This window comes from Aequorivita sediminis (assembly GCF_032080575.2).
Classification (GTDB): Bacteria; Bacteroidota; Bacteroidia; order Flavobacteriales; family Flavobacteriaceae; genus Aequorivita; species Aequorivita sediminis.
Map to the genome: position 1 here is coordinate 41,144 of NZ_JAVLSO020000009.1, position 24,250 is coordinate 65,393.

Here is a 24,250-nt window from a genome sequence, read left to right on the forward strand (position 1 = left end):
CCTATGAATATCAAGGCACTACAAGCTATTTCACCTATAGACGGTAGATATACCAATCAAACATCTAGTCTTATTCCTTATTTCTCTGAAGAGGCGCTAATTCGTTATCGTGTTCTTATTGAAATTGAATACTTTATCGCGTTAGTTGAATTAGATCTACCGCAACTTAAAGATTTTGATAAATCTCTTTTTAATGAACTTCGTGCGCTTTATAAAGATTTTTCGGTTGAAGATGCCCTAAAAATCAAGGAGACAGAGAAGGTAACAAACCACGATGTAAAAGCTGTTGAATATTTTATAAAAGAAAAATTTGATAATCTAAACCTTCAAAAATATAAGGAGTTTATTCACTTTGGACTAACCTCTCAAGATATAAACAACACTGCTATTCCGCTTTCTATTAAAGATGCGATTGTAGAGGCATATACTCCACTTTTAAACGAATTATTAGACAACCTTAAAAAACTTGCTAAAGAATGGGCAGATGTGCCTATGCTTGCCCGTACTCACGGACAACCAGCTTCACCTACTCGCTTAGGAAAAGAACTAGATGTTTTTGTTGTTCGAATTGAAGAGCAGTTTGAAATTCTAAAGAATATTAAAAATGCCGCTAAATTTGGTGGTGCTACAGGAAACTTCAATGCTCATAAAGTAGCATACCCAAAAACAGATTGGCTTTCTTTTGGAAAAAAATTGGTTCAAGATACTCTTGGTCTACACCATTCTTTCCCAACCACTCAAATTGAGCACTACGACCATATGGCTGGGCTATTTGATTGTTTAAAGCGAATTAATACGGTAATTATCGATTTGGACAGAGATATCTGGACTTATGTATCTATGGATTACTTCAAACAAAAAATTAAAGAAGGTGAAGTAGGAAGTAGCGCAATGCCACATAAAGTAAACCCAATCGATTTTGAAAATAGCGAAGGAAACTTAGGAATTGCAAACGCAATTTTTGAACACCTTTCAGCTAAGTTACCTGTTAGTAGACTTCAGCGTGACTTAACCGATAGCACTGTGTTGCGCAATGTTGGTGTTCCTCTAGGACATACTTTTATCGCATTTAAATCTACACTTAAGGGTCTGAATAAATTATTACTAAACGAACCTAAGTTTAAACAAGACTTAGAAAACAATTGGGCTGTAGTAGCTGAAGCGATTCAAACAATTTTAAGACGTGAAGGGTACCCAAATCCTTATGAGGCATTAAAAGGATTGACACGTACCAACGAACAAATAAATAAAGATTCTATGGCCAACTTTATAGAAACTTTAGATGTTCCTGAAAGCGTTAAAGAAGAGATGAGACAAATTACTCCAAGTAACTATACTGGAATTTAATATTCTACTTATAAATGTAAAAAGGCTTCATCACTATTGCGATGAAGCCTTTTTGTTTTATTAATTTATTGAAAATTAGTCTTTAAATATTTCACCTAAACCACCAAACTTCGAAAAGTCTAAATCATTTTTATCAGCCCCTTTTACAAGTTTAAAAATTTCATCTGGACGCATATCATCCCCTAGAATTCTCAAAACCGCAAATCCACGATTGTCGTCGCTTGCAAAAACTATTAATTCATTAATAGCATCTTCTTCTCCCGTAAATTTTATAGTTGCATCCCACTGATCGTTATTAAACCTCGCAAGCTCCTTATATTGGTCTTGGCGAAGAATTTGTTTAACCTCAATACGCTCACTTTCATAATTTACAGAATCTCCACTAGATAATGGATAAGCTACAATATTTACTTTCTTAATTGTACTTAAAGTCTTTTTCTCTTCATCGGTAAAAGTGTTCTCCTTTCCTTGTAATAAACTTGCTGCAAGATCCATTTTTACAAAATGCTCATCGTCTTGCTTTTCTACAAGGTATTTCTGAAGTGATTTTTCCGAGCACGAAACCAGAGTTAAAGCAACCAAAATTATAGATAATGAATATTTAAGATATTTCATATTATTGTTTTTTAGCTTTATCAAGGTCTTTCAATAATTCACTTCCAGGAACTTTTAAATCCTGCGTAAGTTTTGAAATTCTTTTTAAATCGATATTCCCAGTAATACTCATTATTACAGTAGTTGGTTTTCCATCTACGATTCCGTCAAGATTCATAAGAAGTTCGCTAACATAGTTTTCATTTTTTCCTTCTTTACTATAGAATTTCACATTTGTTCCTTCATCTTTTACGCGCATAAGCTCACCTAGGTTTTTTGAGCTACTTATGTACTTCGCAACAGTTTCATTCATCTTTTTTGCCGTTGCTGGATTGTCGGTAGTATAGATTTTAATATAGTCTAAATCGTTAACCATTTTTAAATACGCCTGCGCTTCAGGATCGCTTGAGTCTAAATCCATTTTACTCAATAGTTTGAACATATTTTTAGTTACAATTACAGATGTAACATTTTTCTCATCCTCTAGAAAGTCGAATGTGCTTTGAGCTCCCGAAATAAAAGGCGCTATAACTAGTGCTATTAATATTGCTATTTTTTTCATTGCTTATTTATTTAAGATTGTTGTTCTAAATTGTTTATCGTTTATTCAAATACTTTATTTTTCGCAGTGCTAAATTGATTTACTAAAGTAAGTCGCTCTGTTCCTTTGTTAAGATTCTGTGACAGCAGCAACATTGCTTTTTTACTCTCTTCAAAAGCGGCTAAAGCTTCTTTTTCTTCAGGTGTTAACTTATTGGATTGAGAAAAATAAACTCCTCCAACCAAGAAAGATAAAACCAATAATGCTACAGCTATATATTTCCAGTTTGTAAATGCAGCTGTTTCAGGTTTTGGCAAATCAATTTCTTTCTGAAAACGCTCCTTCCGAGCTGCCTCTAGACCTACAAAAATCGGTTTGTATTGAAGCAAATGCGTTGGCACATTTTCATTGAGAAAATAATCTCTAAGAATTTTCTCATCCTCTAAGTTTGTTTCACCTTCAAAATAGGCATTAAGTAGCTGTTCTATTTTAGCTAATTCCATAATTATATTTTTTAATCATCAAATTTCTAACCGTTTTTCGAGCTCGGGATAACGCTACCCTAATTGCTGTTTCGTTGCTATCCAATATCTTCGCTATTTCTGAAAATTCAAGTTGTTCAACATCTCGTAACTGAATTACAATTCGCTGTTGTTCTGGTAGATCTTCAAGAATTTTCAAAACCATATCTACACCTTCATTTGCTTCTAAGTTACGCTCAATATTTCCACTTGTAGGAAAATTAGTGTGCACTAACTTCAAATTTGAAGCTTGTTTCGACTTCAACCTATCTAAACAAAAATTCTTTGTCATCGTCATTGCGAAAGCTTCAACATTGCTATAACTTTTAATGTTTGCCTTTGCTTTCCACAATTTTAAATACACTTCTTGTACCGCATCTTCGGCTTCATCAGTAGAAATCAAGATTCTTTTAGCTAAGCGATAGAGCTTATCCTTAAAAGGGGAAACGATTTCTAAAAATTCTACCTGATTCATAATCTAAGCTTAGTATTTTGGCGCTCTATTTAAAAGACGAGTCAATTGAACAATTGTTACTCTATTTTAATAATGTATTTTTAAAATATTATATATGCTTAATACACATCAGTCTTAAATGTTTATTTTTATCATTACAATATAATTCTTAATTTATTAGTTTTTATAGCACTACGCCTTTAAACCATTTTTATGAAAATAAAACATTTTGCAGCAGTCCTAATGAGTTCGTTTCTTTTAGCTTCTTGCTTTAAAGATATGGATGACACGTTACAAACAGCTACTTCGCTAGATATTCAAAACTTTGTGTACCGTGGACTTAATTACTACTATCTCTACAAAGAGGATACACCAGAATTAGCGAATAACGCCTTTGTAAATGATACAGAGAGAAACAATTTTTTAAAAACATACGACTCTCCTGAATCTTTATTCGCCTATTTAAAATCGTCACAAGATCGTTTCAGTAATCTTTTTGATGACTACAATGTTATCGAAAATGCTTTAAACGGAATTTCATTGAGCAATGGAATGGAATACGGCTTAGTATATTATCCGGATGGCAGTGGTAATGTATTTGGATATGTACGGTATATACTTCCTAATACGGATGCCGAAGACAAGGAACTAAAGAGAGGAGATATCTTCACCACAATTGATGGGCAACAATTAAACGACAACAACTACCAAGAATTATTATCAACTGAAAGTTATACTATTGGCTTAGCAACTTATAATGGAACCGAATTTTTACCAACCGGTGAAACTGTTCAATTAATAAAAAATCAATACACCGAAAACCCAGTTTATAAAGCAACAACCTTAGATGTAAATGGTCGCAAAATTGGTTATTTAATGTATAATTCGTTTACAAGGAATTATGATGTAGAACTTAATAATGCTTTTGGTGAGTTTCAAGCAGAAGGAGTAACCGATTTAGTTTTAGACTTACGTTATAACGGTGGTGGTTCTGTAGAAACTGCAACAGATCTGGCTAGTATGATTACAGGTCAATTTAATGGTGAATTGTTTTATCAGGAGTTTTGGAATGAGGACAGACAAGACGAAAGAGCTGAAAATGGTTTATTCGACAACAAAATTAGTAATGGTTCTAGCACTAATAGTTTAAATCTAAACAAGGTGTATATCCTAACAACGAAACGTTCTGCTTCGGCAAGTGAATTGGTTTTAAACGGACTTGACCCATATATTAATACTGTACAAATTGGCGATACCACTACTGGAAAATTCCAAGCTTCGTTTTTACTTTACGACGCTCCGGCGCCAAGCTTTAGTAAACAACTTTCAGACCCTAGCCATACTTATTGCATGCTTCCATTGGTGTATAAAACTGCAAATAAAAACGGTCATACCGACTTTATTAATGGATTGGCTCCAGATATTTATTTAAAAGAAAATTATTTCAATCTAGGGCAACTTGGTGATATGAACGAACCTTTATTAGCCCAAGCATTGCAAGATATAGCAGGAAGACCAGCACCACTTCAAAAAAAAGAGGTTGAATTAAATGAATTTACCGATGGGAAAGTTAGCTCTCCTATATATGGTAGGATGATTGAAAATTAAGCCAAATTGAAATACTAAAATGAAAAATCCCTCTGAAGTTCAGAGGGATTTTTCATTTTCATGTCTTTAAATACATTAAACATTTATCCAGTTGGGGGTTCTGCTTGATAAGCGAATCAATCCACAGTTTTAATTCCTCAATTTCATAAGGAAGTAAACGGGTTAACGCTTTTTTCAATTCTTTGCAGAACAAATTGACATCAAAACTGACTTTTGCTAGTACAGCTTTGGTATAATCAAACATTGCTCTTGCCATAGCTAATTAAAATTTAATAAATTAGATTAGGTAGAAGTTTAATCAATACGCAAAGGGTTTATTTTTAAATTCAATCTAAATATAAGAATTATAAGTCATCTAAAATTGATTCTAAAGGAGATTAACACTGTTAAAGATTTGTTAACTAAGGAATCACAAGGCTAACCCTTTAATGTTCGGGAGATTAAATCATTTTACTTTTAGCGTCCACTCAAATTCAAATATAGAAACCGTATCTCCTTTCGAGTCTTTTCCTTCAGATTTCATCCAAATAGTTTGACCTTGACCAGTAGCAATCGTTTTTTTAAGGGCGTCGTCTATTTTATCACCATCATTACAATAAAACATAATTCTACCCTTTGCTTTCTTGGTGAAAGTAGCTTTATTATTTAGCACTAACATGGAAATCCCTTTATTGCTTTTTTTAATTTTATCCATCACCATTGCCCCAGTACTCAACTCGGCAGCTATACCTTGCACAGCCCAAAACATTGAATTAAAAGGATTTTGATTTATCCATCTGTGTTTTACAGAGGTAACACAAGTAGTATCTGTAATCGATTTTACTCGTACACCTGTGAAGTAAGCAGAAGGAAGCTTGAATAATAAAAATGAATTGATTTTACTCGGACTTAGTTTCATCAGAAGAATATTTTACACGAATATATTGATAAATATAGTTTTAAAGTTCAGTAAAATTAAAAACAAGTTGTTGGTTCATTAAAATATTAGGTAGATGTATTTATCGCTATCAATGAATTTTACCATCTTACTTCAATTATTCTTTTTAAGTTACTTTATCTCTTCGATATTTGATGAACACCTAGAAACACAAGCTTCAAGGCAACTATAACATTCCAAAACCCTAATATCCAACAACATAATAAATTTATTTAAACATCTAAAAACAAAAACTATAAATGTTAAAAAAAAGTTAATTATAGTACTATGTGTAACATACTACTGTCTTTTAGACATATATTTGCATAAGACAATATCAAGCTATGGAAACTACAATAACAGAAAATCAAAAAAATACCAGTGTTTTTATACACTTATCAACATTCTTAAAATACTTTTTTCCTTTTGCCAATTTTATAGCTCCTTTACTACTATGGACTTTTAATAAGGAAAAAGCGTTTATAGACGATCATGGAAAGCAAGCCATCAATTTTCAGTTAAGCACTTTATTATATACTATTCTAATTGGACTGTTATGTTTGCCTTTTATTATAATTTTTGCTTCAGATATTATTTCGTTAGCAGAAAGCATCAATCTTAATGACGGAATGTTTTCCATAAACAACATTCAAAATTTATCGGGCTACCTACTATTAATTAGTCTTGTAATAATATTATTCCTAGCATTGTTTGTTTTTGAAATTTACGCAGTAATCAATGCTTCTATTCACGCATCGCGCGGACAACTATATAAATACCCACTTAACATTCCATTTATAAAAACTAACGGTCAAAAAATAAGTCAAGATGAGCACAATAGTTAATTTTCTTTTGGCTGCTACGATTCAATTTTTGGGAGTTAGTACGCCAGTACATAAGGAGTATGATAGTGCATTGACTAATCAACAATGCCAAGAACAAACTAGTGCACTCCCCTATTCAAAAATCATTAATAACGAACATGAGTTACACAAAACAAATAATTAAGAAATGAAAATCGAAAACACAAAAGCGCAGATGCGAAAAGGGGTTTTGGAGTTTTGTATCCTATCCATCCTAAAGGACGGTGAGGCTTATACTTCAGATATTCTTGAAACCTTAAAAGACGCAAAAATGCTTGTCGTGGAAGGCACAATATATCCGCTGCTCACAAGGCTTAAAAATGCTGGATTACTTGCTTATCGTTGGGAAGAATCTACCGGCGGACCACCACGAAAGTATTATAGCCTTACTGAAAAAGGCAAATTATTTTTAACCGAATTGAACAACACCTGGAGCGAACTGCAACAGGCCGTAACCATAGTAACCAGCGAAAAAAACAAAAAATGAACAAGACAGTAAACATAAATTTGGCAGGCACCTCCTTTTACATAGATGAAGATGCCTTTGAGAAGCTTTCACGCTACCTAGACGCCATTAGAAAGTCGCTAAAAGGTGCTGATGGAAGAGAAGAAATAATGCAGGATATTGAAGCACGTATTGGAGAACTTTTCTTTGAAAAAACCAAGAGTCCAACTCAGGTTATTACTCAGCAAACGCTAGATGAAGTTATTGCCATTATGGGACAGCCAGAAGATTATGAGGTTGACGATGAGATTTTTGAAGATGCAAATTCCGATGCTTCATACAGCAATAGCAATACACGCAAACAACTATTTCGAGATATAGACAATAAGTATATATCGGGGGTATCCTCAGGGATAGGTCATTATATTGGATTAGACCCTATATGGATTAGACTTCTTTGGGTTCTCTTGGTAGTTGCGGGCTTAGGATCTCCAATATTAGTATATATTTTATTGTGGATATTAGTTCCTGCGGCTGTTACCACTTCAGATAAATTGAAGATGAAGGGTGAGCCAGTAAACATTTCGAACATCGAAAGAAAGTTTAAAGAGGGTTTCGATAATGTTGCAGATCGCGTAAAAAACGTCGATTACGACAAATATGGAAATAAAATAAAAACGGGTACCACGGGTTTTTTCGATTCCTTGGGAAACGTATTCATCGGTCTTTTTAAAGTATTCGTAAAGTTTATCGGAATTATGATAATCATAGTTTCATTATTCACACTTATCAGCTTAATAATTGGATTTTTTACCTTCGGGTCTATCGATTATTGGGGGAATAATGAAATAGCAGAATACATTACAATGGTCGACACTACAAATGGATTAATGTGGCTAGTAGCACTATTATCATTACTCGCTATTGGGATACCGTTTTTTGCACTCTTTGTTTTGGGATTAAAGTTGTTGATAAGCAACTTAAAATCAATGAATTCAACAGTTAAAATACTACTTATTGTAGTTTGGGCATTGTCGATAATTGGATTGGCAGTAATCGGCATCAAGCAGGCAACCGAAAAAGCATATGATGGTAATTTTATTCAAGAGCAAGCCCTATTAATTAAATCAAACGATACCCTACAGATATCAATGCGGGCTAATAAAGCTTTCAGTTATGAAGTTAGGCAGGATAGCGATTGGGAATTAAAGTACGACGAGAATGAGAAGCAGATTATCTATTCGACTGATATTTCTTTAAACATTAAAACTTCAAAAGATACAATTGGTAAAATAGTAATCGAAAAAGCTGCAGAAGGTAGTAACCACCTGAATGCAAAAAAGCGAGCCGAAGCTATTTCATACAATTATACTATTGAAAACAACACTTTAATTCTTGATGGTTATTTTACTACAGATACGGCAAATAAATTTCGTGATCAAGAAATTGATATAACTATTTATCTACCTGAAGGAACTGTAATAAATCCAGATGAAACAATTCATTCTTACATAAAATACAATACAGATTTAAACGAGATAAAAAAACGGAGTAATGATGAACATTATTTCAGAGTATTAAAAGATTCATTTCAATGCTTGGACTGTCAATCACTTGAAGAATCTAAGAATGCTACCGATTCAACTAAAATCATAAATATTGAAATAGACTCTGTTTCAGCACCTCAAAAAAGCTGGGAGGAAGAGGTGAAAGAAGATTTTAAAAACATATAATAGTCTAATTCAACGACTATTTCATTTTTAAACAATTAAACTAATCAATTATGAAAATATCAAAAATAATCACCTTATTTGGAATTGCATTGCTTTTAAGCGCATGTAATTTTAATATCGATATAGATGAAAAAGGAAATGGAAATATTGTTACAAAAGAGCGCAGTGTTTCAGAAAATTTTGAAGAAGTTCGCGGCAGTGCTGGATTAGATGTGTATCTTACTGAAGGTAGTGAAAACAAAATTGTAGTAGAAGCCGATGAAAATCTTCATCAGTATATTGAAACCGATATTGAAAATGGAAAACTTCACATTACCACTTCCGAGAACATCAGGAGTTCAAAAGCTAAAAAAGTATACGTTACCTTTGTAGAATTAAACACTATTGAAGCTAGTAGCGGTGCCGACGTAGTTGGAAATTCTATTATAAAAAGTCAAAACCTCACCTTAAAAAGCAGTAGTGGCGCCGATTTAAAAGTAGAAGTATTCGCTCAGGAGGTAAATGCTAAAACTAGTAGTGGAGCAGATATGGATGTTTCCGGAAAAGCTTCCTTCTTAAACGCCGATGCTTCTAGTGGCAGTGAATTGAATGCGAAAAAACTATTGGTCATTAACTGTGAAGCTGAAGCATCAAGTGGCGCCGAAGTTATTGTTAACGTTCGAGAAAATTTAAAAACGAATGTAAGTAGCGGAGGTGAAATTAACTACCACGGCGATCCATCTTCTATAGAAAGTAATAAAAGTCATTCAGGTAGTGTAAAAAAAATATAAGAATTGAAAGACAGCATATTATAATCAAAAACCCAACATTTTCACAAGAATTTGTTAGGTTTTTAAAATTTAATACAATTTTAAGCGTTATTTATTCGTAAAAACCGAAATTTGTAAAAAATCAATTATGAAAAAACTCCTTTTAATATTAGCAGTAGTAACGTTATTTTCTTGTAATTCTGATGATGATGCAGGCAACGTAAAAACAGATGAATTTGAAAACATTATAACCACGCTTCCGCAAGGAAAATGGAAAATAACCAAAATGGTTGATGGTACATCAGATCACACGTCCGATTTTCAAAGTTTTTCATTTACATTTAATGAAGATGGTACAGTAACCGCTAAAAACGATATTTTAACTGAGCCAGGAACTTGGGCTTATCAAAACTCTTCTAACAGTGGCGAAGAGTTGGTGCTTCAATTCAGTGAAATGGAACCTTTTGACGAATTAAATGACGACTGGGATATAGTTTCGGTGAGTAATGTAAAAATAGAACTTTCAGATATAAGTGGTGGGGATGGAGACACTGAACTCTTAACTTTTACTAAAATTTAAATATTTTGCTTATCATTATAAATAAAAATGCCGCAACAATTGCGGCATTTTTATGTTTATATAGTTTGAAAATTACTCTGCAGTAACTTCAGATTCTGTTTCAATTGTTGCAAGGTAACGCTCTGCATCTAGCGCCGCCATACAACCAGTTCCAGCAGCTGTTACTGCTTGGCGATAATCTTTATCTTGAACATCTCCACTCGCAAAAACTCCAGGGATATTTGTCTTAGTAGTTTTTCCTTTAGTGATGATGTAACCTGTCTCATCCATATCTATTTGTCCTTTGAATATGTCAGTGTTAGGTTTATGTCCGATTGCAATAAACAAACCTGTGATTTCTATATCAGATTTCTCTCCAGTTTGATTATTTACTACTCTTAATCCCTCAACCACAGAATCTCCTAGTACCTCGTCTACTTCAGTATTATATAGTACTTCAAGGTTTTTAGTGTTGTTTACCCTGTGTTGCATCGCTTTTGAAGCACGCATATAGTCCTTACGAACAAGCATTGTAACTTTATTACAAATATTAGATAAATAAGTAGCTTCTTCAGCAGCAGTATCACCAGCTCCTACAATAGCAACGTCTTGTCCTTTGTAGAAAAAGCCATCACAAACTGCGCAAGCAGATACTCCACCCCCGCGTAATTTTTGTTCACTTGGAAGACCTAAGTATTTAGCTGTAGCACCAGTTGAAATAATAACTGTTTCTGCCTCTAATTGAGTGCTATTATCTACAGTAATTTTATGAATTCCTCCAACTTTATCACTAAATTCTACGTTAGTAACCATTCCTATTCTAACTTCAGTTCCAAAACGCTCAGCTTGTTGTTGTAGCTGCACCATCATAGTAGGTCCATCAATTCCTTCAGGATATCCTGGGAAGTTATCAACTTCTGTAGTTGTAGTTAGCTGTCCACCTGGTTCCATCCCAGTGTAAACAACAGGTTTCAAGTCTGCGCGTGCAGCATAAATCGCTGCCGTATAACCTGCCGGCCCAGACCCAATGATAAGGCATTTAATTCTTTCAATAGTTTCGCTCATGATATTCTCTTCAATAATTTTCGAACGGTAAAAATAGCAACTTTTAAAGGAAAAGACGTTTAATTTTTATTAAGATTTGTTATCTGAGTATTGGAAACTACTATTGTGCCTAATATAAAATAACATTGAAACTCCTTTTCAATTTAAAAAGGTTGAATTAGGTGGAGTGTTCTACGGAATTTAAACCTCACCTCTTGTAAAGATTTGGATTTTGGGTATTTTTGTGTTCTAATTATCGAGATGTAGCGCAGTCTGGTAGCGTACACGTCTGGGGGGCGTGGGGTCGCAGGTTCAAATCCTGTCATCTCGACAAGAAAAAACACCAAAAAACACTAAAACCCTGTAAATCATATGGTTTACAGGGTTTTTTAGTTTTCGAATTCATAGCAAAAAACCATTAAATTTGGTTCGAAATCATATAAAATGTACCCTAATCGGACACCCTTTTTAAAAAGGGATTATTTCGCGAAACCTCTGATTTGACCTTCGTTTTCAAAGATTTATTAATTAGAAAACGTAAAATATTATGAGGAAATCCGACACCTTTTCTGTAATGCTCCTACCAAGATTTGAGAAAGAATCTAAAGGAAAAACACCTCTATATGCAAGAATAACAGTCAATGGCAAGTTTAAGAGGTTTAGTATTAAAATAAAATTTACTACAGATTTGTGGGAACCTTCTGTTTCTAGGCTCAAGGGAAACAGCGCGGAGGCCCGTCAAATCAACAATCACATAAATCAGGTTCTAATCCAAATCGATGAGGCATACAGAGAGCTTAAAAAAGAACGAAAATTAATTACCCCCCAAACCGTAATAGCAAGATATCGAGGGGAAGATCAAATAAGGAAAACACTCATCCAGTTGTCAGAATACCACAAATTCAATATGAAGTCTGTATTAAAACCAGGAACCCTAAAAAACTATTACACAACAGAAACCTATATTAAGAGATTTCTAGAAATTCAAAGAAATACCGATGACATATATCTAGAGCACCTCGATTATGCTTTTATAATCGACTTTGAAAATTTTCTACGACGGAATGTTGCACAAATACAAAAATCAAGACCCCTAACAAACAATGGCGTAATGAAACACCTGGAGCGATTAAAGAAGCTACTCAATCTAGCAGTAAAATTAGAATGGGTCGAACGCGATCCATTCGCAAATTTCTCACTCAAATTTGTCAAAAATGAAAGACATTACCTTTCCCAAAAAGAACTAGACTTGTTAATCAACACCGAACTCAATCATACTTATCAAAATAGAACTAAAGATATTTTCATCTTCAGTTGTTATACCGGCCTCTCATATATAGACGTGAAAAACCTTATGAAAAATGACATCGTAAAAGGTATAGACGGTAAAGATTGGATCTTCACAAAAAGACAGAAAACAGACCATCCCATTAAAATCCCGCTACTAGATGTTGCAGAAAATATCATCCATAAATATAAAGATGAAATGACAAATAGCGATAAGCTTTTGCCAGTCTACTCAAATCAAAAACTCAATATATATTTAAAAGAAATAGCTAAGGAACTAAAAATAAACAAGTATCTAACTTTTCATAGTGCAAGACACACCTTTGCTACAACTGTAACCTTAAGCAACGGGGTGCCAATAGAAACCGTATCAAAACTACTCGGCCATACAAAGCTATCCACCACTCAGATTTATGCTAAGGTATTAGAGAGTAGAATTAGCTCAGACATAAATAATTTAAGAATCGTATTGAACCATCAAAAAGAGTTATTAAAAAATGTCAATTAAATAAAACCATATTGACGAGCCAGAGATATTAATTGACGATTATCTCCATCATCAATACCAAATAAAAGCTTGATGCGTTTTTTTCGTTTCTCTATAGCTGAAAGTGAAAAAGGCAGGTATTGGGTAAGCTCCTTAGTTTTTACATTTTGAGATAACGCATATAGTAACTTGTGATCCCAATTATCAAGCGCGAAGTCACAATTCCTTGAATTATTTATCCACTTTGAAACACTTCTACTGTAAAATACAGAATCATTCAACACCTCTAATATTGCATACTTAAATGTAGCTATATTAACATCTGATTTAACTAATATCCCTTCAGGATTTATGTTCTTCAAAATAGAATGGATCTTATAATTATTCTTGAAAGCAGTAGTTATTACAATCTTTGCCTCTGGATGATTCTTACGAACTAATACACCTATATCCTCTCCAAATAAAAGCCTATCAACAGAACAATCCGGAACATTTAAACCTAGAACAACAAGATCAATTCGTTTCCTAGCCATTCTCAATCGTTCAAACAAAACAACGGCATCATCATAATTAAAACAAGTTTCAATATTAAATTGATATCTCGAATCAGCCTCACTAATCTCTTTAAATAACTCTCGATAAAATTCTACTACTAATGGGAAGCTTTTAATTAGAACGATGGTCAAATCATTAAATTTCATTCTCAAAAAAAATCTATAACAAAACAAAAACCTATGAACAATAGGCAACAGAACAAACATATAAGTAAAACAGCATATATTTTGTACGGTTAAACCGTAAATTAAGTACGGTAGTACTTTAGTATTTCCTCAAGCAATTTCTTATATTGGTTAGTTCAGTACACTCCCCTACATTTTCCAAAACCTCAACAATTGATCTACCATGAAAAATTGCAGGAAAATTGTTGCCGACCTAGAGCAGAAAATTGTCACTTTAAACTCTGGGTCAACTTCGGTATTCGAGGAAGTCGAAACGGGAATGTATTTTTGTAGAAAAGCCATAAACAAGTTAAGAAAAAGGTTCCTTTCTATCGAACTATTATCACCAGATCAAGAATGTTGTTTTTTTAAAACTATCAAACCAATCCCTGCTGGATATATGATATATTTTATATCACTAGCAGATTTTGAATTAAACAGACCACAAACCAGCAATAGAAAAGTAAAAAAATATATTCAAGAGAAAATAGCTTCCTATCAAGAATACTTTGTCGAACACAGAACATTTTATAAATACCTAGAGCGTCGAAGGACAGATCGCGATTCAGAATACTTCCTGCGCAGCAATGGCAAAGTCAAATTTCATCTCGATGCGGTACACTATTGTATAGACCAAAATTTCTCCACCTCCCACGATTATATTACTGCAAAAATATTTGCACACAAACTGCTTATTAGCCGACTGCGAAAGGAATTATTTAAATTAAAAAACACATCGCGACTAAACACATTTCTAACCACAACCTCTCCTTTACAGTGGACCGCAAACAAAGTGGATTTAATTGAACTGATATACGCACTACACGCAGTAAAGTCAATCAACAATGGACAGGTAGAAATAAAAGATATAGCTTCAATAGTTCAAGAAGCATTCAATATAGAGCTTGGAGACTACTACCGCACGTTCATCGAAATCCGTTCAAGAAAAATAAACCCAACAAAATTCCTAGATAATTTAAAGCAAAGTCTAACAAACAGAATCCTCCAAGCCGACGAATAAACTTGGCACTCAGCCTATGCCCTCAATAGCCTCAGCAAAATAGGAATAAAAAAAGCAAAATCAGTTAACTTCTTTCTCTAGTAAAATTCCATTTATACGCCCAAAAATCTACTCTCACATCTAACGTCTCAAATCTCAGATCTCAAAAAAAAACACCCACCTTGGGTACACCTTGTGAAATTTAATTCTTCATTCTTCAAACCTTTGTAGTACGAAGGTCAAATCGTGCTAAAAACTACCAATCTAAAAAAACGTAACCCTTTGGTAGTTTTTATAATCCCCGCCTCCCCACGGGGATTATTTTAACAATCTAAATTCTTTAATTATGGCAGTAGAAATTCTTACCACCGATGATCTCTACGAGTTTAAACTAGAACTTCTAGAGGAAATGAAAAAAGTAATCCAAAGTCTAAAACCGCAAGAACCAAAAAAGTATCTCAAATCTTCTGAAGTTATGGAATTGCTATCCATCAGTCCTGGTACACTACAAAACCTACGACTTAACGGAACCCTCCCCTATTCCAAGATAGGCGGAATCATCCTGTATGAAGAAAAAGAAATCGAACGCGTACTAGAAGAGAATAAATACTCAATACGATAAAATCGCGCATAAGCTCCTATATGAATCTCATACTATGTCCAATGTAAATTACATAGCACATCTAAACGCATTTTTTATGACCATAGCAAAGGACACTAGGCTGAACCCTACCCATATAAGCTTATACATGGCACTGTTCAATTATTGGAATATTAACCGATTTCCAAAAGACTTCATTATCATTCGCGATGAGGTTATGAAACTCTCCAAAATTGGCTCCAAATCAACCTATCATCGTTGTCTCAAACAACTCGATAGCTGGAAGTACATCCAATATATCCCATCCCACAATTCATTTAGAGGAAGTAGAATTAGGTTGTTCATTTTTGGGACAACCTCTGGACAACCGTTGGACTCAACTGTACCAAATTCAGGACAACCGTTGGTATCATATATAAACTATAATAAACCTATAGAAAACAGATTTAAACGAGAGCTCCCGAAAAATGAAAATGAAGTAATTTCTTTTTTTTCTGCAAATAAATGGCCAAAAATCGAAGCTCAAAAATTCTTCGCACACTATTCAGCCGTCGGTTGGAAAATTGGCGGAAAAATTAATATGACCGATTGGCACGCATCCGCAAAAAGTTGGATGCTAAAAGCCAAAGACCTCAACCTAAAACATTCACCTCCACTGTCCCAAAACAAGGACAACCTCAAAACCACCAAATCTAAAAATTACAAAGAACCTCTATAACCACCATATAAATAGTGAAGAATATAAAGGCTCCTGAGTGTTTTCTTAAGCTAGAAGAGCTGAAGAAAACGTACCGAAGGACGAAAACGCTCAACAATGATAACGCTACCAAAATACGATCCAGCAACACCACATATCCTCATCGAAGGCGGTTTACAATTCACGCTAGGAAAGATAAAAGGAAACGCAATCCAGTATGATTTTCCCAAAATGCTCAACTATCTATCAGCAAAAGGAAAAATACTATTCGGCAAACACTTTAAAATTCACGAAGAAGATCATCCAATCATCTACCAGCTCTGCCTTTACTTTATCAAAGACAAACTAAGCTGTGAAAAGTATAATATCGACATCAACAAAGGTATTTTACTCAGCGGCCCCGTAGGTTGCGGGAAAACTACATTAATGAAATTAATGCGCCACTTAGTTCCTCACCATCGCCCCTATAAAATAATACCCACGAGAAATATTGTTTTCGCATTCAACAATATCGGTTATTCCATAATCGAACAATATGGTGACAACCACTTCTTCTGTTTTGATGATTTAGGCGTAGAACCCGAAGGCAAACACTTCGGAAACGACTGCAACGTAATGGGAGAAATCCTCCTCTCCAGATACGAAAGATACACACAATGTCATCCTGAGCAGCCTGTCCTGAGCCTGTCGAAGAGGAGCCGAAAGGCTTCAATTGCTAATAATATGACCCACATAACCACCAACCTCAACGCCGAAGAAATAGAAGACCGCTACGGCAACCGCGTCCGCAGTCGCCTCCGTGAAATGGTTAATGTTATTGGCTTCGACAAAAACACTAAAGACAAAAGAAAATAAAAACTCTGAATCCTATTTTATTTTCAAATTAACCCAGTGCCATGTGCTTGAGTGTTTTAAAAGCTGAAAAGATAATGCAATAGCGCTTCAAAATTTCATTCCTTTCAATATGTTTCGAAGACCTCATCGCAATTAACTTAACGTGATTTGCATATCGCGAATCGCGATTAAAAAACAGAAAAGCTCACCTAAGGAATCATACCCGACTTCCCTATTACCTCAACTACTCCTGATATATTACAACAAATCGTAAACAGTTTGATAATTGACACATTGAGAGAATTTTTATCCAAGTGATATACACATCAATTTAACATCCACGCACACATTCCAGAGAACATAAAACCCTTTCAGACCTACGTGCTTAAATTATATTTGGAGGGCTTTAATCCAATTCCAGAAAATCATTATCTGTCTATACATTCAATAATCTAAAGAAATTTTCGAATTAATGTTAAATATATTTTACAATTTACACTATATTTGTAAAATATACTTTACGTTATGAATAAAAAGAAATTAATGATTCTACCGAAAACTAGAAGGATTCTCGACGAATTGGGAGAAAATATTAAGCTCGCACGCTTGAGAAGAAAATTTAGTTCCCAACAAGTAGCGGAACGGGCAAATATTAGCAGACCCACTTTATCCGCAATTGAAAAAGGAAAACCTACGGTAAGTATTGGTTCATACCTCCTAGTTTTACAAGTGTTGGGTTTAGAAAAGGACTTTCTCCTTCTCGCCAAGGATGATGAATTAGGTAGAAAATTACAAGATGCTCGTATCAGTACAAATGAGAGAGCACCAAAACGAAAAGAATAAAATGGCTAAACAAAACTTTAAAAAGACAATACGTGTTTATGCACATTGGGCAGGGATGAATAAGCCTTCGCTAATGGGCACCCTATATACAGACAGATTAAAAGGTAAAGAAGTGTTTTCTTTCGAGTATTTCGATGAATGGCTACAAAATGGACCTGCGCAGTTATTAGATCCTAGCTTGCAATTATATTCCGGATTACATTATCTAAACGATGATAAAGATAATTTTGGAATATTCCTTGACTCCTCACCAGATCGTTGGGGCCGTATTTTAATGCGAAGAAGAGAAGCTGCCCTTGCCCGAATAGAAGAGAGAGAAGAAAAAAAATTATTCGAAACAGATTATCTTCTTGGAGTATATGATGGCCACAGAATGGGCGCACTAAGATATAAATTGGAAGAAGATGGTCCATTTTTAAACGACAATAAAAAAATGGCCAGTCCACCTTGGGCCTCTCTTAGAGAATTAGAACAAATAAGTTTGAGATTAGAAGACGATAATGTAATAGACGATCCCGATTATATAAAATGGTTAAGTATGTTAATCGCTCCTGGAGCTTCCTTAGGTGGAGCAAGACCTAAAGCGAGCATAGTAGACAATGAGGGTGGCCTGTGGATAGCCAAATTCCCTAGCCGAAACGATCAGGGAGATATCGGAGGTTGGGAAATTGTAACCTATGAACTAGCCATTGCTGCAGGAGTTAATATGGCAGAATCTAAAGCACAAAAATTCTCTTCTAATTATTATACTTTTCTCACCAAGAGATTTGATCGTGGAACCAATGGAGAGCGAATACATTTTGCTTCTGCCATGACAATGCTTGGATATACCGATGGTCAAGACCACGCCGATGGAGCGAGTTATCTAGAACTTGTTGAGTTTATACAAAACAATGGAGCCAATGTAAACCAGGATCTAGAGCAACTTTGGCGAAGAATCGTATTTAGTATTTGCGTCACAAATACAGACGATCATCTTAGAAACCATGGGTTTTTATTAACAAACCAAGGATGGATCTTATCCCCAGCATACGATATTAATCCAATCGAAACTGGCACAGGTTTAAAACTGAACATTTCTGATGAGGATAACTCCTTAGATTTAAACTTAGCCCTGGAAGTAGCTGAATTTTTCAGACTTTCAAAAAAAAGAGCAACACAAATAATGGAAGAGGTATTGAATGCTGTAGGACACTGGAAAGAAATAGCGACAAAATATGGAATATCAAGAGCTGAACAAGAATTAAAATCAATAGCTTTTAAAACCAAATAAATTAAAACCAAAATTCCCTATGATTACTGAGCTTGTCTTTCCTGAGTCTGCCCTAGGCACGCCTTTTCTGAGCAGCCTGTCCTGAGCGTAAGCCTGTCCTAAGCTTATCGAAGGGCCGAAGGGTCGATTCCGATTTCTATTTCCCCGAGCGAAAGTCCCTGAGCGGAATCAAAGAATTTTTCATCACGGAAAGCAACTACCCTCTGTTAATAAAAAAAATACTCAGAAAGTCTATTTATTGTGAAATAAGGCGCTAAACAGCTATTAATACTTCTTGTATAATTATCCAAGCCTTCATGAGTCACAGTGAAATTTTAATCATAACGTAAGCGTTTTTTACTCCCTTTATAATTAAATAAATCCCATCTTTTGTAATCAATATCAGAATGAATAAATCGTTTTAGCTTTTTAATTCTTTCGTTAATACTGTCATTTCAGTAGCTTTCAAGTCTATTTTTCCTATTGAAGAATTAATTTTTAATAGCGTAGTAATTGCAACTTTTACATCATCTACATATTTTAATCTTTCCTTGAGTTTTAGATAAAGTTCTGCGTAATTCCCTTTTTGAATTTCACCAATAAAAATTCTTAAGGCTTTAAGAATTTCGTAAAGTGTATGTTTTTTATCCGAAGTTTTTTAAGCTTTATTTTTCATCCAGTAGTAAAACCCTACATCTTTTCTAGCTTCCTAATAAAAATTATAATTACGTTGAATTCTTTCTTATTTTTTAGAAGGCGTTTCAATAAAGTAAAGCCCTTACTTAATGCCTTTCTTGATAATTCTAAATCGTTTATAACGTTTGTGAATAATAATGAAGACTTGGAAATATTAATAGATTATAAAATAATACTCTCTCAATTCAAAATGATTTTTACAGCTCTTTAGAGTTTGTATCACAATAATTCTTTAACGCCATGGTTGACGGTTTTAATATGGCGCTATGTAGATTAATCGCGTAGTTAATAAAAATTAATTAATAACTTAACCAATATTCTTATTCACGCTATCAATTATTGAAACTATTTCACGAACTTTATTATCATCAAACAAACCAATAATACCATTATCACTAGCCTCGTTAAATGGCGGTTGAGTTAGAAGCTGCTTCTCTAGAGTACCATTTTTATTGAGGTAATTAATTAGGGTTTGAATAAATGTAATTTGTACTGGCTTTAGGTTTTTATCTTCAATGAAATTTGAAAATAACTTATTCACAGTTTCAATGTCTAAGCCTACAATACTTCTAATAAACTTACCTAAAGGCTGAGCACCGTATTCATTTTCGTACTCCTCTTTTGTGCCTAATTCGTCAGTGAACAAAAACGATTCTAACAACTCTAATTCTTTAGGAGTGATAGGAATATTTTTATGAAGTTTATCTATTACTAAATGAGATTTATTTTTACGTATAAATGCCTCTACCCTGTCCTTATAACTTTTTAATTTTGAATACGTTGGCATTATATCCACCTCAGCCACTTTATGTATTTGAATTTCATCTGCTAAATCAGTGTAGACAGTTTTAACTTCTTGTTTCTCTATAAACTTTAGTAAGTCTCTTAACTCGATTCTAATATGTTCAACCACTTTTACATTGGTGTTCTTCCAAAATTCTACTTCTTGGACCTGTCTAATCAATGGTAGTTTTTCTTTAACCTTTGGAATATTCCTTTTCTTCTCCAAGCTATGTGCTATCCCATAAATTTGTTTCACGTAAACCTCTTCTCCCTTCTTATTCCCTGAGAGAATCATGAGTTGTAAGTTAAGTGCTATGAGGTCGAATCGTTTGGCGAGCTCATCATCACCTTCATTATATGGTGCCAATCCAGATAGGTTAGTACTTAAATCAAGCACATCGCCAACACTTAAATTATTCCAGCGGTCTCGACTGCTAAATTCAGTTACAAGAGCCCAGTGCTTTCTAACTTCAAATCTTTCCTGGTCTAGACTACTAATTATTTCATGAAGTTGGTTGGTGTAATTTTCGGCCAACTCATCCTCTTCAGGTGATGACTCGGTATTATCTCTAACAGCCATAATTATATTTAATTTGGCTTCAAATACTTTTTGAGATAAGGTTTTAGTGGTTGTTCCTTTAATTCCGTCTGGAAACTCATTAAAAAAGCTGAAGTTATCACAAATGTCAAATATCATAAAGTGTTCTTTGTCCATACCAGGACCAAACAAATCAGGCCTTAAGCGCGTCCCTCTACCAATCATTTGCCAAAACTTAGCATAGGACTTTACCTGTTTAAAAAACACTAAATTTACCACTCTTGGTGCATCTACACCGGTGTCCATCATATCTACAGATACAGCTATTTGCGGTTCTAATTCTACTTTGTCTTCACAGAACTTTTCAAGTAAATCCTGTGCTTTAGATTCATAATTATCTATAACACGTAAAAACTTTCCAGAATACTCAGGATAGTTTTTATTAAAACGCTCTTCTATAAATACAGCATGTTTATGATTTTTAGCGAAAATGATGGTTTTCCCCAATTTATCTCCACCTTCTACCTTAATCCCGTTATTCATTAAATAATCTAGGACATCATCAATTGTTTTATTATTAAACAAAAATGAATTTATAGCAGATTTACTAATTTCTATATCTTCATCATCTTCTGAAACTTCATCTGCAAAAGTTTCTTCAAACTTTAGTTTATCTTCTTCTGAAAGCTCACTGTACTTTATACCCTCATGGACAAATTTCACAGGCACATTAATAGCCTTTGGTGGCACTAAAAACTTATCTTGAACAGCTTGATTAAGTTCATAAGCATAAGTTGGGTTATCATCTTCAATATTAAATAATGAATAGGTGTTATGATCTATATCCTTCTTAGGCGTAGCCGTTAATCCAATTAAAATAGCATCGAAATACTCAAAAATTGCTCGGTATTTTTGATAAACAGACCTATGCGCTTCATCAATGATAATCACATCAAAATGTCCTGGACCATAAAACCGACCATCCTCATTTTTAAGACTATCTATTCGGTTCATTATGGTTGGATATGTGGAAAACACAAGTCGAGTTCCATTATCCTCTTTTTCTTTAGTTAAGTCTATAGCACTTAAATGCGGAACATGTTCTTTAAAAGCATTTTTGGCTTGTGTGACCAAAGCATTTCTATCGGCTAAAAACAACACGCGTTTAGCCCAATTGCTTTTGGTTAACATATCTACAATAGCAGCTGATACTCTTGTTTTACCACTACCCGTAGCCATCACTAATAAAGCTTTTCTGCCTTTCCCTTTTAACTCATTTTGGTTAGTTGTTACCAAGGCTTCGGCAACTCTTTTTATGGCTTCTAGCTGATAGGGGCGGCCAGCTATATCTCTATTGACTTGAAAATCTCTTAAATCTTTTCGAGTGCTTCTGCGCTCTATTAAATACTGAAGCTCATCTTTGGTATAAAAACCACTAACCTCCCGTTCAGGATAAAAAGTATCATCCCATACATGCGTTTCAAATCCGTTAGTATAAAAAATAATAGGTCTTTGCCCTGTCATTTCTTCTAAACAGTTAGCGTATAGGTATGCTTGATGCTTACCATTTTTAGGACTGTGTAGCGTTTTTTTAGCCTCTACAACAGCTAATGGCATTCCGTTATCATCCCAAAGTACATAATCTACATAACCAATGCCAGAAGGGTTAACGGTTTTGGGCATTCCAGTCACTTTATATTCTAAATCCCTATGTAGTTTTAGATTATCCCAACCCGCTTCTTTAAGTAACACATCAATGAATAATTTGCGGGTTTCAAGCTCAGAAGTTAGTTCTGGAATCTTCTCGTCAAAATCTACATTTACTTGGCGCTCTTCTTTACGCTCTTTTAGTAAGTTTTCATGCTTTTGAACTTGTAACCTTAGTAGATCATTTTCCTTTTGAAGTTCGAGTGTTCTTTCAAGTTGTTTTTTCTTCTCTGCTAATAACTTCTCAACAGCTTCCGATTTCTCCTGAAGCTCTTTTACCGTTTTATCTTTAAGTTCCCCTGTAGGAATTAATGCCTCATTGAAAGGTGGAATATCTGGGCTTTTCTCGTTATAGTTAATTCCAATAAAAGAAAGCAATCTAAAGATACTTCTAAGACAAATTAGTGCTTCCCTGTTATTGACTCTTTTACCGTGCGCCGCATTGTTCCCTATTTTTCTAACTAAAGTTAACTCATTAAGTAAGGTTTCTTTTATATCATTTTTAAAATCTTCATGATACATTAAAGCTGCTAAAGTGGTATCATAAGGTCTTTCGTAGTCAGGATCGTTGTCATATAGCCAATTCAGCGTAAGCTCTAGGACTACCCTAGTTTGCAATGCAGCGTACTTGGGTGCTTTATATACATATTTCTCTGCCTCTACTGCCTCAAGGTAGAGTTCTGGAAAGTCATTTTTAATAAAATCAAAGTTGCTCTGCATAACTTTTGGCCAATTAAAGTTTTAAATTACTAAGAAAAGATTTGATAACCATATTTATTGAACTAAAACCAAAGCTTTTCACGAAAAATATATTAATTCAACTTGGGCTAACTAATTTTAGCTTCTACCAATCATCATTTTCTTCGTCATCACGCTTACAGTCGGTACAGAGTCCTCCATTTACATAATACTCATGACCGCCACATCTGGAACAAGTATTTTCTATCTCATCTTCACATGAATCACAATAATCATCATAACTATACTTAGAAGATCCACATCTCGGGCAGGTAACTGCAGCTATTTCATCTTCAATATCACTTTCAATTCTAAATCCATCACTGAATGAACATTCTGATCCGGTAATTTGAATATCAAACTGCCTACCATCATAAAGCCTAATAGAGCAATACCCGTCTTCATCTAAGGCTTCAGAAGAAAATTCGCTACCATCTAACCAACCCGTTGAAAAATGGATAACCGTAACTTCATTATCCTCAACTTCAACATTTAAAGTATAATAACTTCTGGTTCCTGTATCTGGATTATAATAATCTACATCGGCGCAATAGGTGTCGTCCGGATATGCTTCTTCATCTTCATAGTAATAATTACTTTCTGAGTCGTTATAGTAACTATTTGACCTTGAAGTTTTCTCTTTACAGGATTGTGTAAAAGCAATAAGAACTAATATGAAAACAAACTTTACCAA

General features: G+C 34.2%; 24 protein-coding genes and 1 tRNA gene. 15 read left to right on the forward strand and 10 right to left on the reverse strand.

What is annotated here, in order from left to right; translation table 11 throughout:
- The first annotated feature begins 3 nt into the window (after window positions 1-3).
- A complete protein-coding gene (gene purB, locus RT250_RS12060) occupies window positions 4-1,347 on the forward strand; it encodes an adenylosuccinate lyase (RefSeq protein WP_313115039.1) in 1,344 nt (447 codons plus the stop codon).
- A 75-nt stretch (window positions 1,348-1,422) separates the two neighbouring features.
- Here purB and RT250_RS12065 read toward each other — a convergent pair whose 3' ends face one another.
- The 4 genes from RT250_RS12065 to RT250_RS12080 are packed head-to-tail and all read right to left on the reverse strand — an operon-like array spanning window position 1,423 to window position 3,478.
- A complete protein-coding gene (locus RT250_RS12065; protein ID WP_185098769.1) occupies window positions 1,423-1,962 on the reverse strand; it encodes a GFO_1091 family lipoprotein in 540 nt (179 codons plus the stop codon).
- A 1-nt stretch (window position 1,963) separates the two neighbouring features.
- Window positions 1,964-2,503, reverse strand: a complete 540-nt coding sequence (locus tag RT250_RS12070; protein ID WP_139855718.1) for a GFO_1090 family protein — start codon at window positions 2,501-2,503, stop codon at window positions 1,964-1,966.
- Between the two features lie 41 nt (window positions 2,504-2,544).
- Window positions 2,545-2,985 (reverse strand): PG0215 family putative anti-sigma factor, encoded by a 441-nt coding sequence (locus tag RT250_RS12075; RefSeq protein WP_313115041.1) that lies wholly within the window; start codon window positions 2,983-2,985, stop codon window positions 2,545-2,547.
- The gene (locus RT250_RS12080) at window positions 2,972-3,478 is read right to left on the reverse strand and encodes a GFO_1088 family ECF-type sigma factor (RefSeq protein WP_313115042.1); all 507 of its coding nucleotides are present in this window, start codon (window positions 3,476-3,478) and stop codon (window positions 2,972-2,974) included. The genes RT250_RS12075 and RT250_RS12080 overlap by 14 nt, the downstream gene beginning before the upstream one ends.
- Before the next feature lie 192 nt (window positions 3,479-3,670).
- Here RT250_RS12080 and RT250_RS12085 point away from each other — a divergent pair, with 192 nt between their 5' ends.
- Window positions 3,671-5,065, forward strand: a complete 1,395-nt coding sequence (locus tag RT250_RS12085) for a GFO_1087 family putative carboxy terminal peptidase (RefSeq protein ID WP_313115044.1) — start codon at window positions 3,671-3,673, stop codon at window positions 5,063-5,065.
- A 58-nt stretch (window positions 5,066-5,123) separates the two neighbouring features.
- Here RT250_RS12085 and RT250_RS12090 read toward each other — a convergent pair whose 3' ends face one another.
- Both RT250_RS12090 and RT250_RS12095 read right to left on the reverse strand, forming a co-directional pair.
- Window positions 5,124-5,321 (reverse strand): hypothetical protein, encoded by a 198-nt coding sequence (locus RT250_RS12090; protein ID WP_139855722.1) that lies wholly within the window; start codon window positions 5,319-5,321, stop codon window positions 5,124-5,126.
- 189 nt (window positions 5,322-5,510) lie between these two features.
- Entirely contained in the window at window positions 5,511-5,963 is a 453-nt protein-coding gene (locus tag RT250_RS12095; RefSeq protein WP_313115047.1) for a DUF4442 domain-containing protein, read from the reverse strand.
- Window positions 5,964-6,325: 362 nt separating this feature from the next.
- Between RT250_RS12095 and RT250_RS12100 the strand changes: the two genes are divergently transcribed.
- The 5 genes from RT250_RS12100 (at window position 6,326) to RT250_RS12120 (ending at window position 10,351) form a co-directional block, all read left to right on the forward strand.
- On the forward strand, window positions 6,326-6,826 hold the full coding sequence (locus tag RT250_RS12100) for a DUF4870 domain-containing protein (RefSeq protein WP_313115048.1): 501 nt from the start codon (window positions 6,326-6,328) through the stop codon (window positions 6,824-6,826).
- A gap of 166 nt (window positions 6,827-6,992) precedes the next feature.
- A complete protein-coding gene (locus RT250_RS12105) occupies window positions 6,993-7,331 on the forward strand; it encodes a PadR family transcriptional regulator (RefSeq protein ID WP_139855725.1) in 339 nt (112 codons plus the stop codon).
- Window positions 7,328-9,022: a PspC domain-containing protein gene (locus RT250_RS12110; RefSeq protein WP_313115051.1), complete on the forward strand. Its 1,695-nt coding sequence runs from the start codon at window positions 7,328-7,330 to the stop codon at window positions 9,020-9,022. The genes RT250_RS12105 and RT250_RS12110 overlap by 4 nt, the downstream gene beginning before the upstream one ends.
- 50 nt (window positions 9,023-9,072) lie before the next feature.
- The gene (locus RT250_RS12115; RefSeq protein ID WP_313115052.1) at window positions 9,073-9,792 is read left to right on the forward strand and encodes a head GIN domain-containing protein; all 720 of its coding nucleotides are present in this window, start codon (window positions 9,073-9,075) and stop codon (window positions 9,790-9,792) included.
- 127 nt (window positions 9,793-9,919) lie between these two features.
- On the forward strand, window positions 9,920-10,351 hold the full coding sequence (locus RT250_RS12120; protein ID WP_271424637.1) for a hypothetical protein: 432 nt from the start codon (window positions 9,920-9,922) through the stop codon (window positions 10,349-10,351).
- Window positions 10,352-10,423: 72 nt separating this feature from the next.
- On the opposite strand, the gene trxB is transcribed toward RT250_RS12120, so the two are convergent.
- Window positions 10,424-11,395: a thioredoxin-disulfide reductase gene (trxB, locus tag RT250_RS12125; protein WP_139855729.1), complete on the reverse strand. Its 972-nt coding sequence runs from the start codon at window positions 11,393-11,395 to the stop codon at window positions 10,424-10,426.
- 236 nt (window positions 11,396-11,631) lie between these two features.
- Here trxB and RT250_RS12130 point away from each other — a divergent pair.
- Window positions 11,632-11,705: transfer RNA gene (locus RT250_RS12130), tRNA-Pro, on the forward strand.
- Between the two features lie 216 nt (window positions 11,706-11,921).
- Window positions 11,922-13,169 carry a site-specific integrase gene (locus tag RT250_RS12135; protein ID WP_271393770.1) on the forward strand — a complete coding sequence of 416 codons (1,248 nt, stop codon included), beginning with the start codon at window positions 11,922-11,924 and terminating at the stop codon, window positions 13,167-13,169.
- On the opposite strand, the gene RT250_RS12140 is transcribed toward RT250_RS12135, so the two are convergent.
- Complete coding sequence (locus RT250_RS12140; RefSeq protein WP_313115053.1) at window positions 13,166-13,849, reverse strand: DNA-binding response regulator; 684 nt, start codon at window positions 13,847-13,849, stop codon at window positions 13,166-13,168. The genes RT250_RS12135 and RT250_RS12140 overlap by 4 nt on opposite strands.
- Window positions 13,850-14,051: 202 nt before the next feature.
- Between RT250_RS12140 and RT250_RS12145 the strand changes: the two genes are divergently transcribed.
- From RT250_RS12145 to RT250_RS12170, 6 genes are all read left to right on the forward strand, one after another.
- On the forward strand, window positions 14,052-14,888 hold the full coding sequence (locus tag RT250_RS12145; RefSeq protein ID WP_313115054.1) for an RteC domain-containing protein: 837 nt from the start codon (window positions 14,052-14,054) through the stop codon (window positions 14,886-14,888).
- 325 nt (window positions 14,889-15,213) lie between these two features.
- On the forward strand, window positions 15,214-15,489 hold the full coding sequence (locus RT250_RS12150; protein WP_185098758.1) for a helix-turn-helix domain-containing protein: 276 nt from the start codon (window positions 15,214-15,216) through the stop codon (window positions 15,487-15,489).
- Window positions 15,490-15,565: 76 nt separating this feature from the next.
- The gene (locus RT250_RS12155) at window positions 15,566-16,186 is read left to right on the forward strand and encodes a hypothetical protein (protein WP_313115056.1); all 621 of its coding nucleotides are present in this window, start codon (window positions 15,566-15,568) and stop codon (window positions 16,184-16,186) included.
- A gap of 96 nt (window positions 16,187-16,282) precedes the next feature.
- Window positions 16,283-17,020, forward strand: a complete 738-nt coding sequence (locus RT250_RS12160) for a P-loop NTPase family protein (RefSeq protein ID WP_313115057.1) — start codon at window positions 16,283-16,285, stop codon at window positions 17,018-17,020.
- Between the two features lie 504 nt (window positions 17,021-17,524).
- On the forward strand, window positions 17,525-17,842 hold the full coding sequence (locus RT250_RS12165; protein WP_313115059.1) for a helix-turn-helix domain-containing protein: 318 nt from the start codon (window positions 17,525-17,527) through the stop codon (window positions 17,840-17,842).
- A complete protein-coding gene (locus RT250_RS12170) occupies window positions 17,796-19,115 on the forward strand; it encodes a type II toxin-antitoxin system HipA family toxin (RefSeq protein WP_313115061.1) in 1,320 nt (439 codons plus the stop codon). Before RT250_RS12165 ends, RT250_RS12170 begins: the two co-directional genes overlap by 47 nt.
- A gap of 982 nt (window positions 19,116-20,097) precedes the next feature.
- Here RT250_RS12170 and RT250_RS12175 read toward each other — a convergent pair.
- Window positions 20,098-23,538 carry a DEAD/DEAH box helicase family protein gene (locus RT250_RS12175; RefSeq protein ID WP_313115062.1) on the reverse strand — a complete coding sequence of 1,147 codons (3,441 nt, stop codon included), beginning with the start codon at window positions 23,536-23,538 and terminating at the stop codon, window positions 20,098-20,100.
- Between the two features lie 124 nt (window positions 23,539-23,662).
- Window positions 23,663-24,250 carry a hypothetical protein gene (locus tag RT250_RS12180; RefSeq protein WP_313115064.1) on the reverse strand — a complete coding sequence of 196 codons (588 nt, stop codon included), beginning with the start codon at window positions 24,248-24,250 and terminating at the stop codon, window positions 23,663-23,665.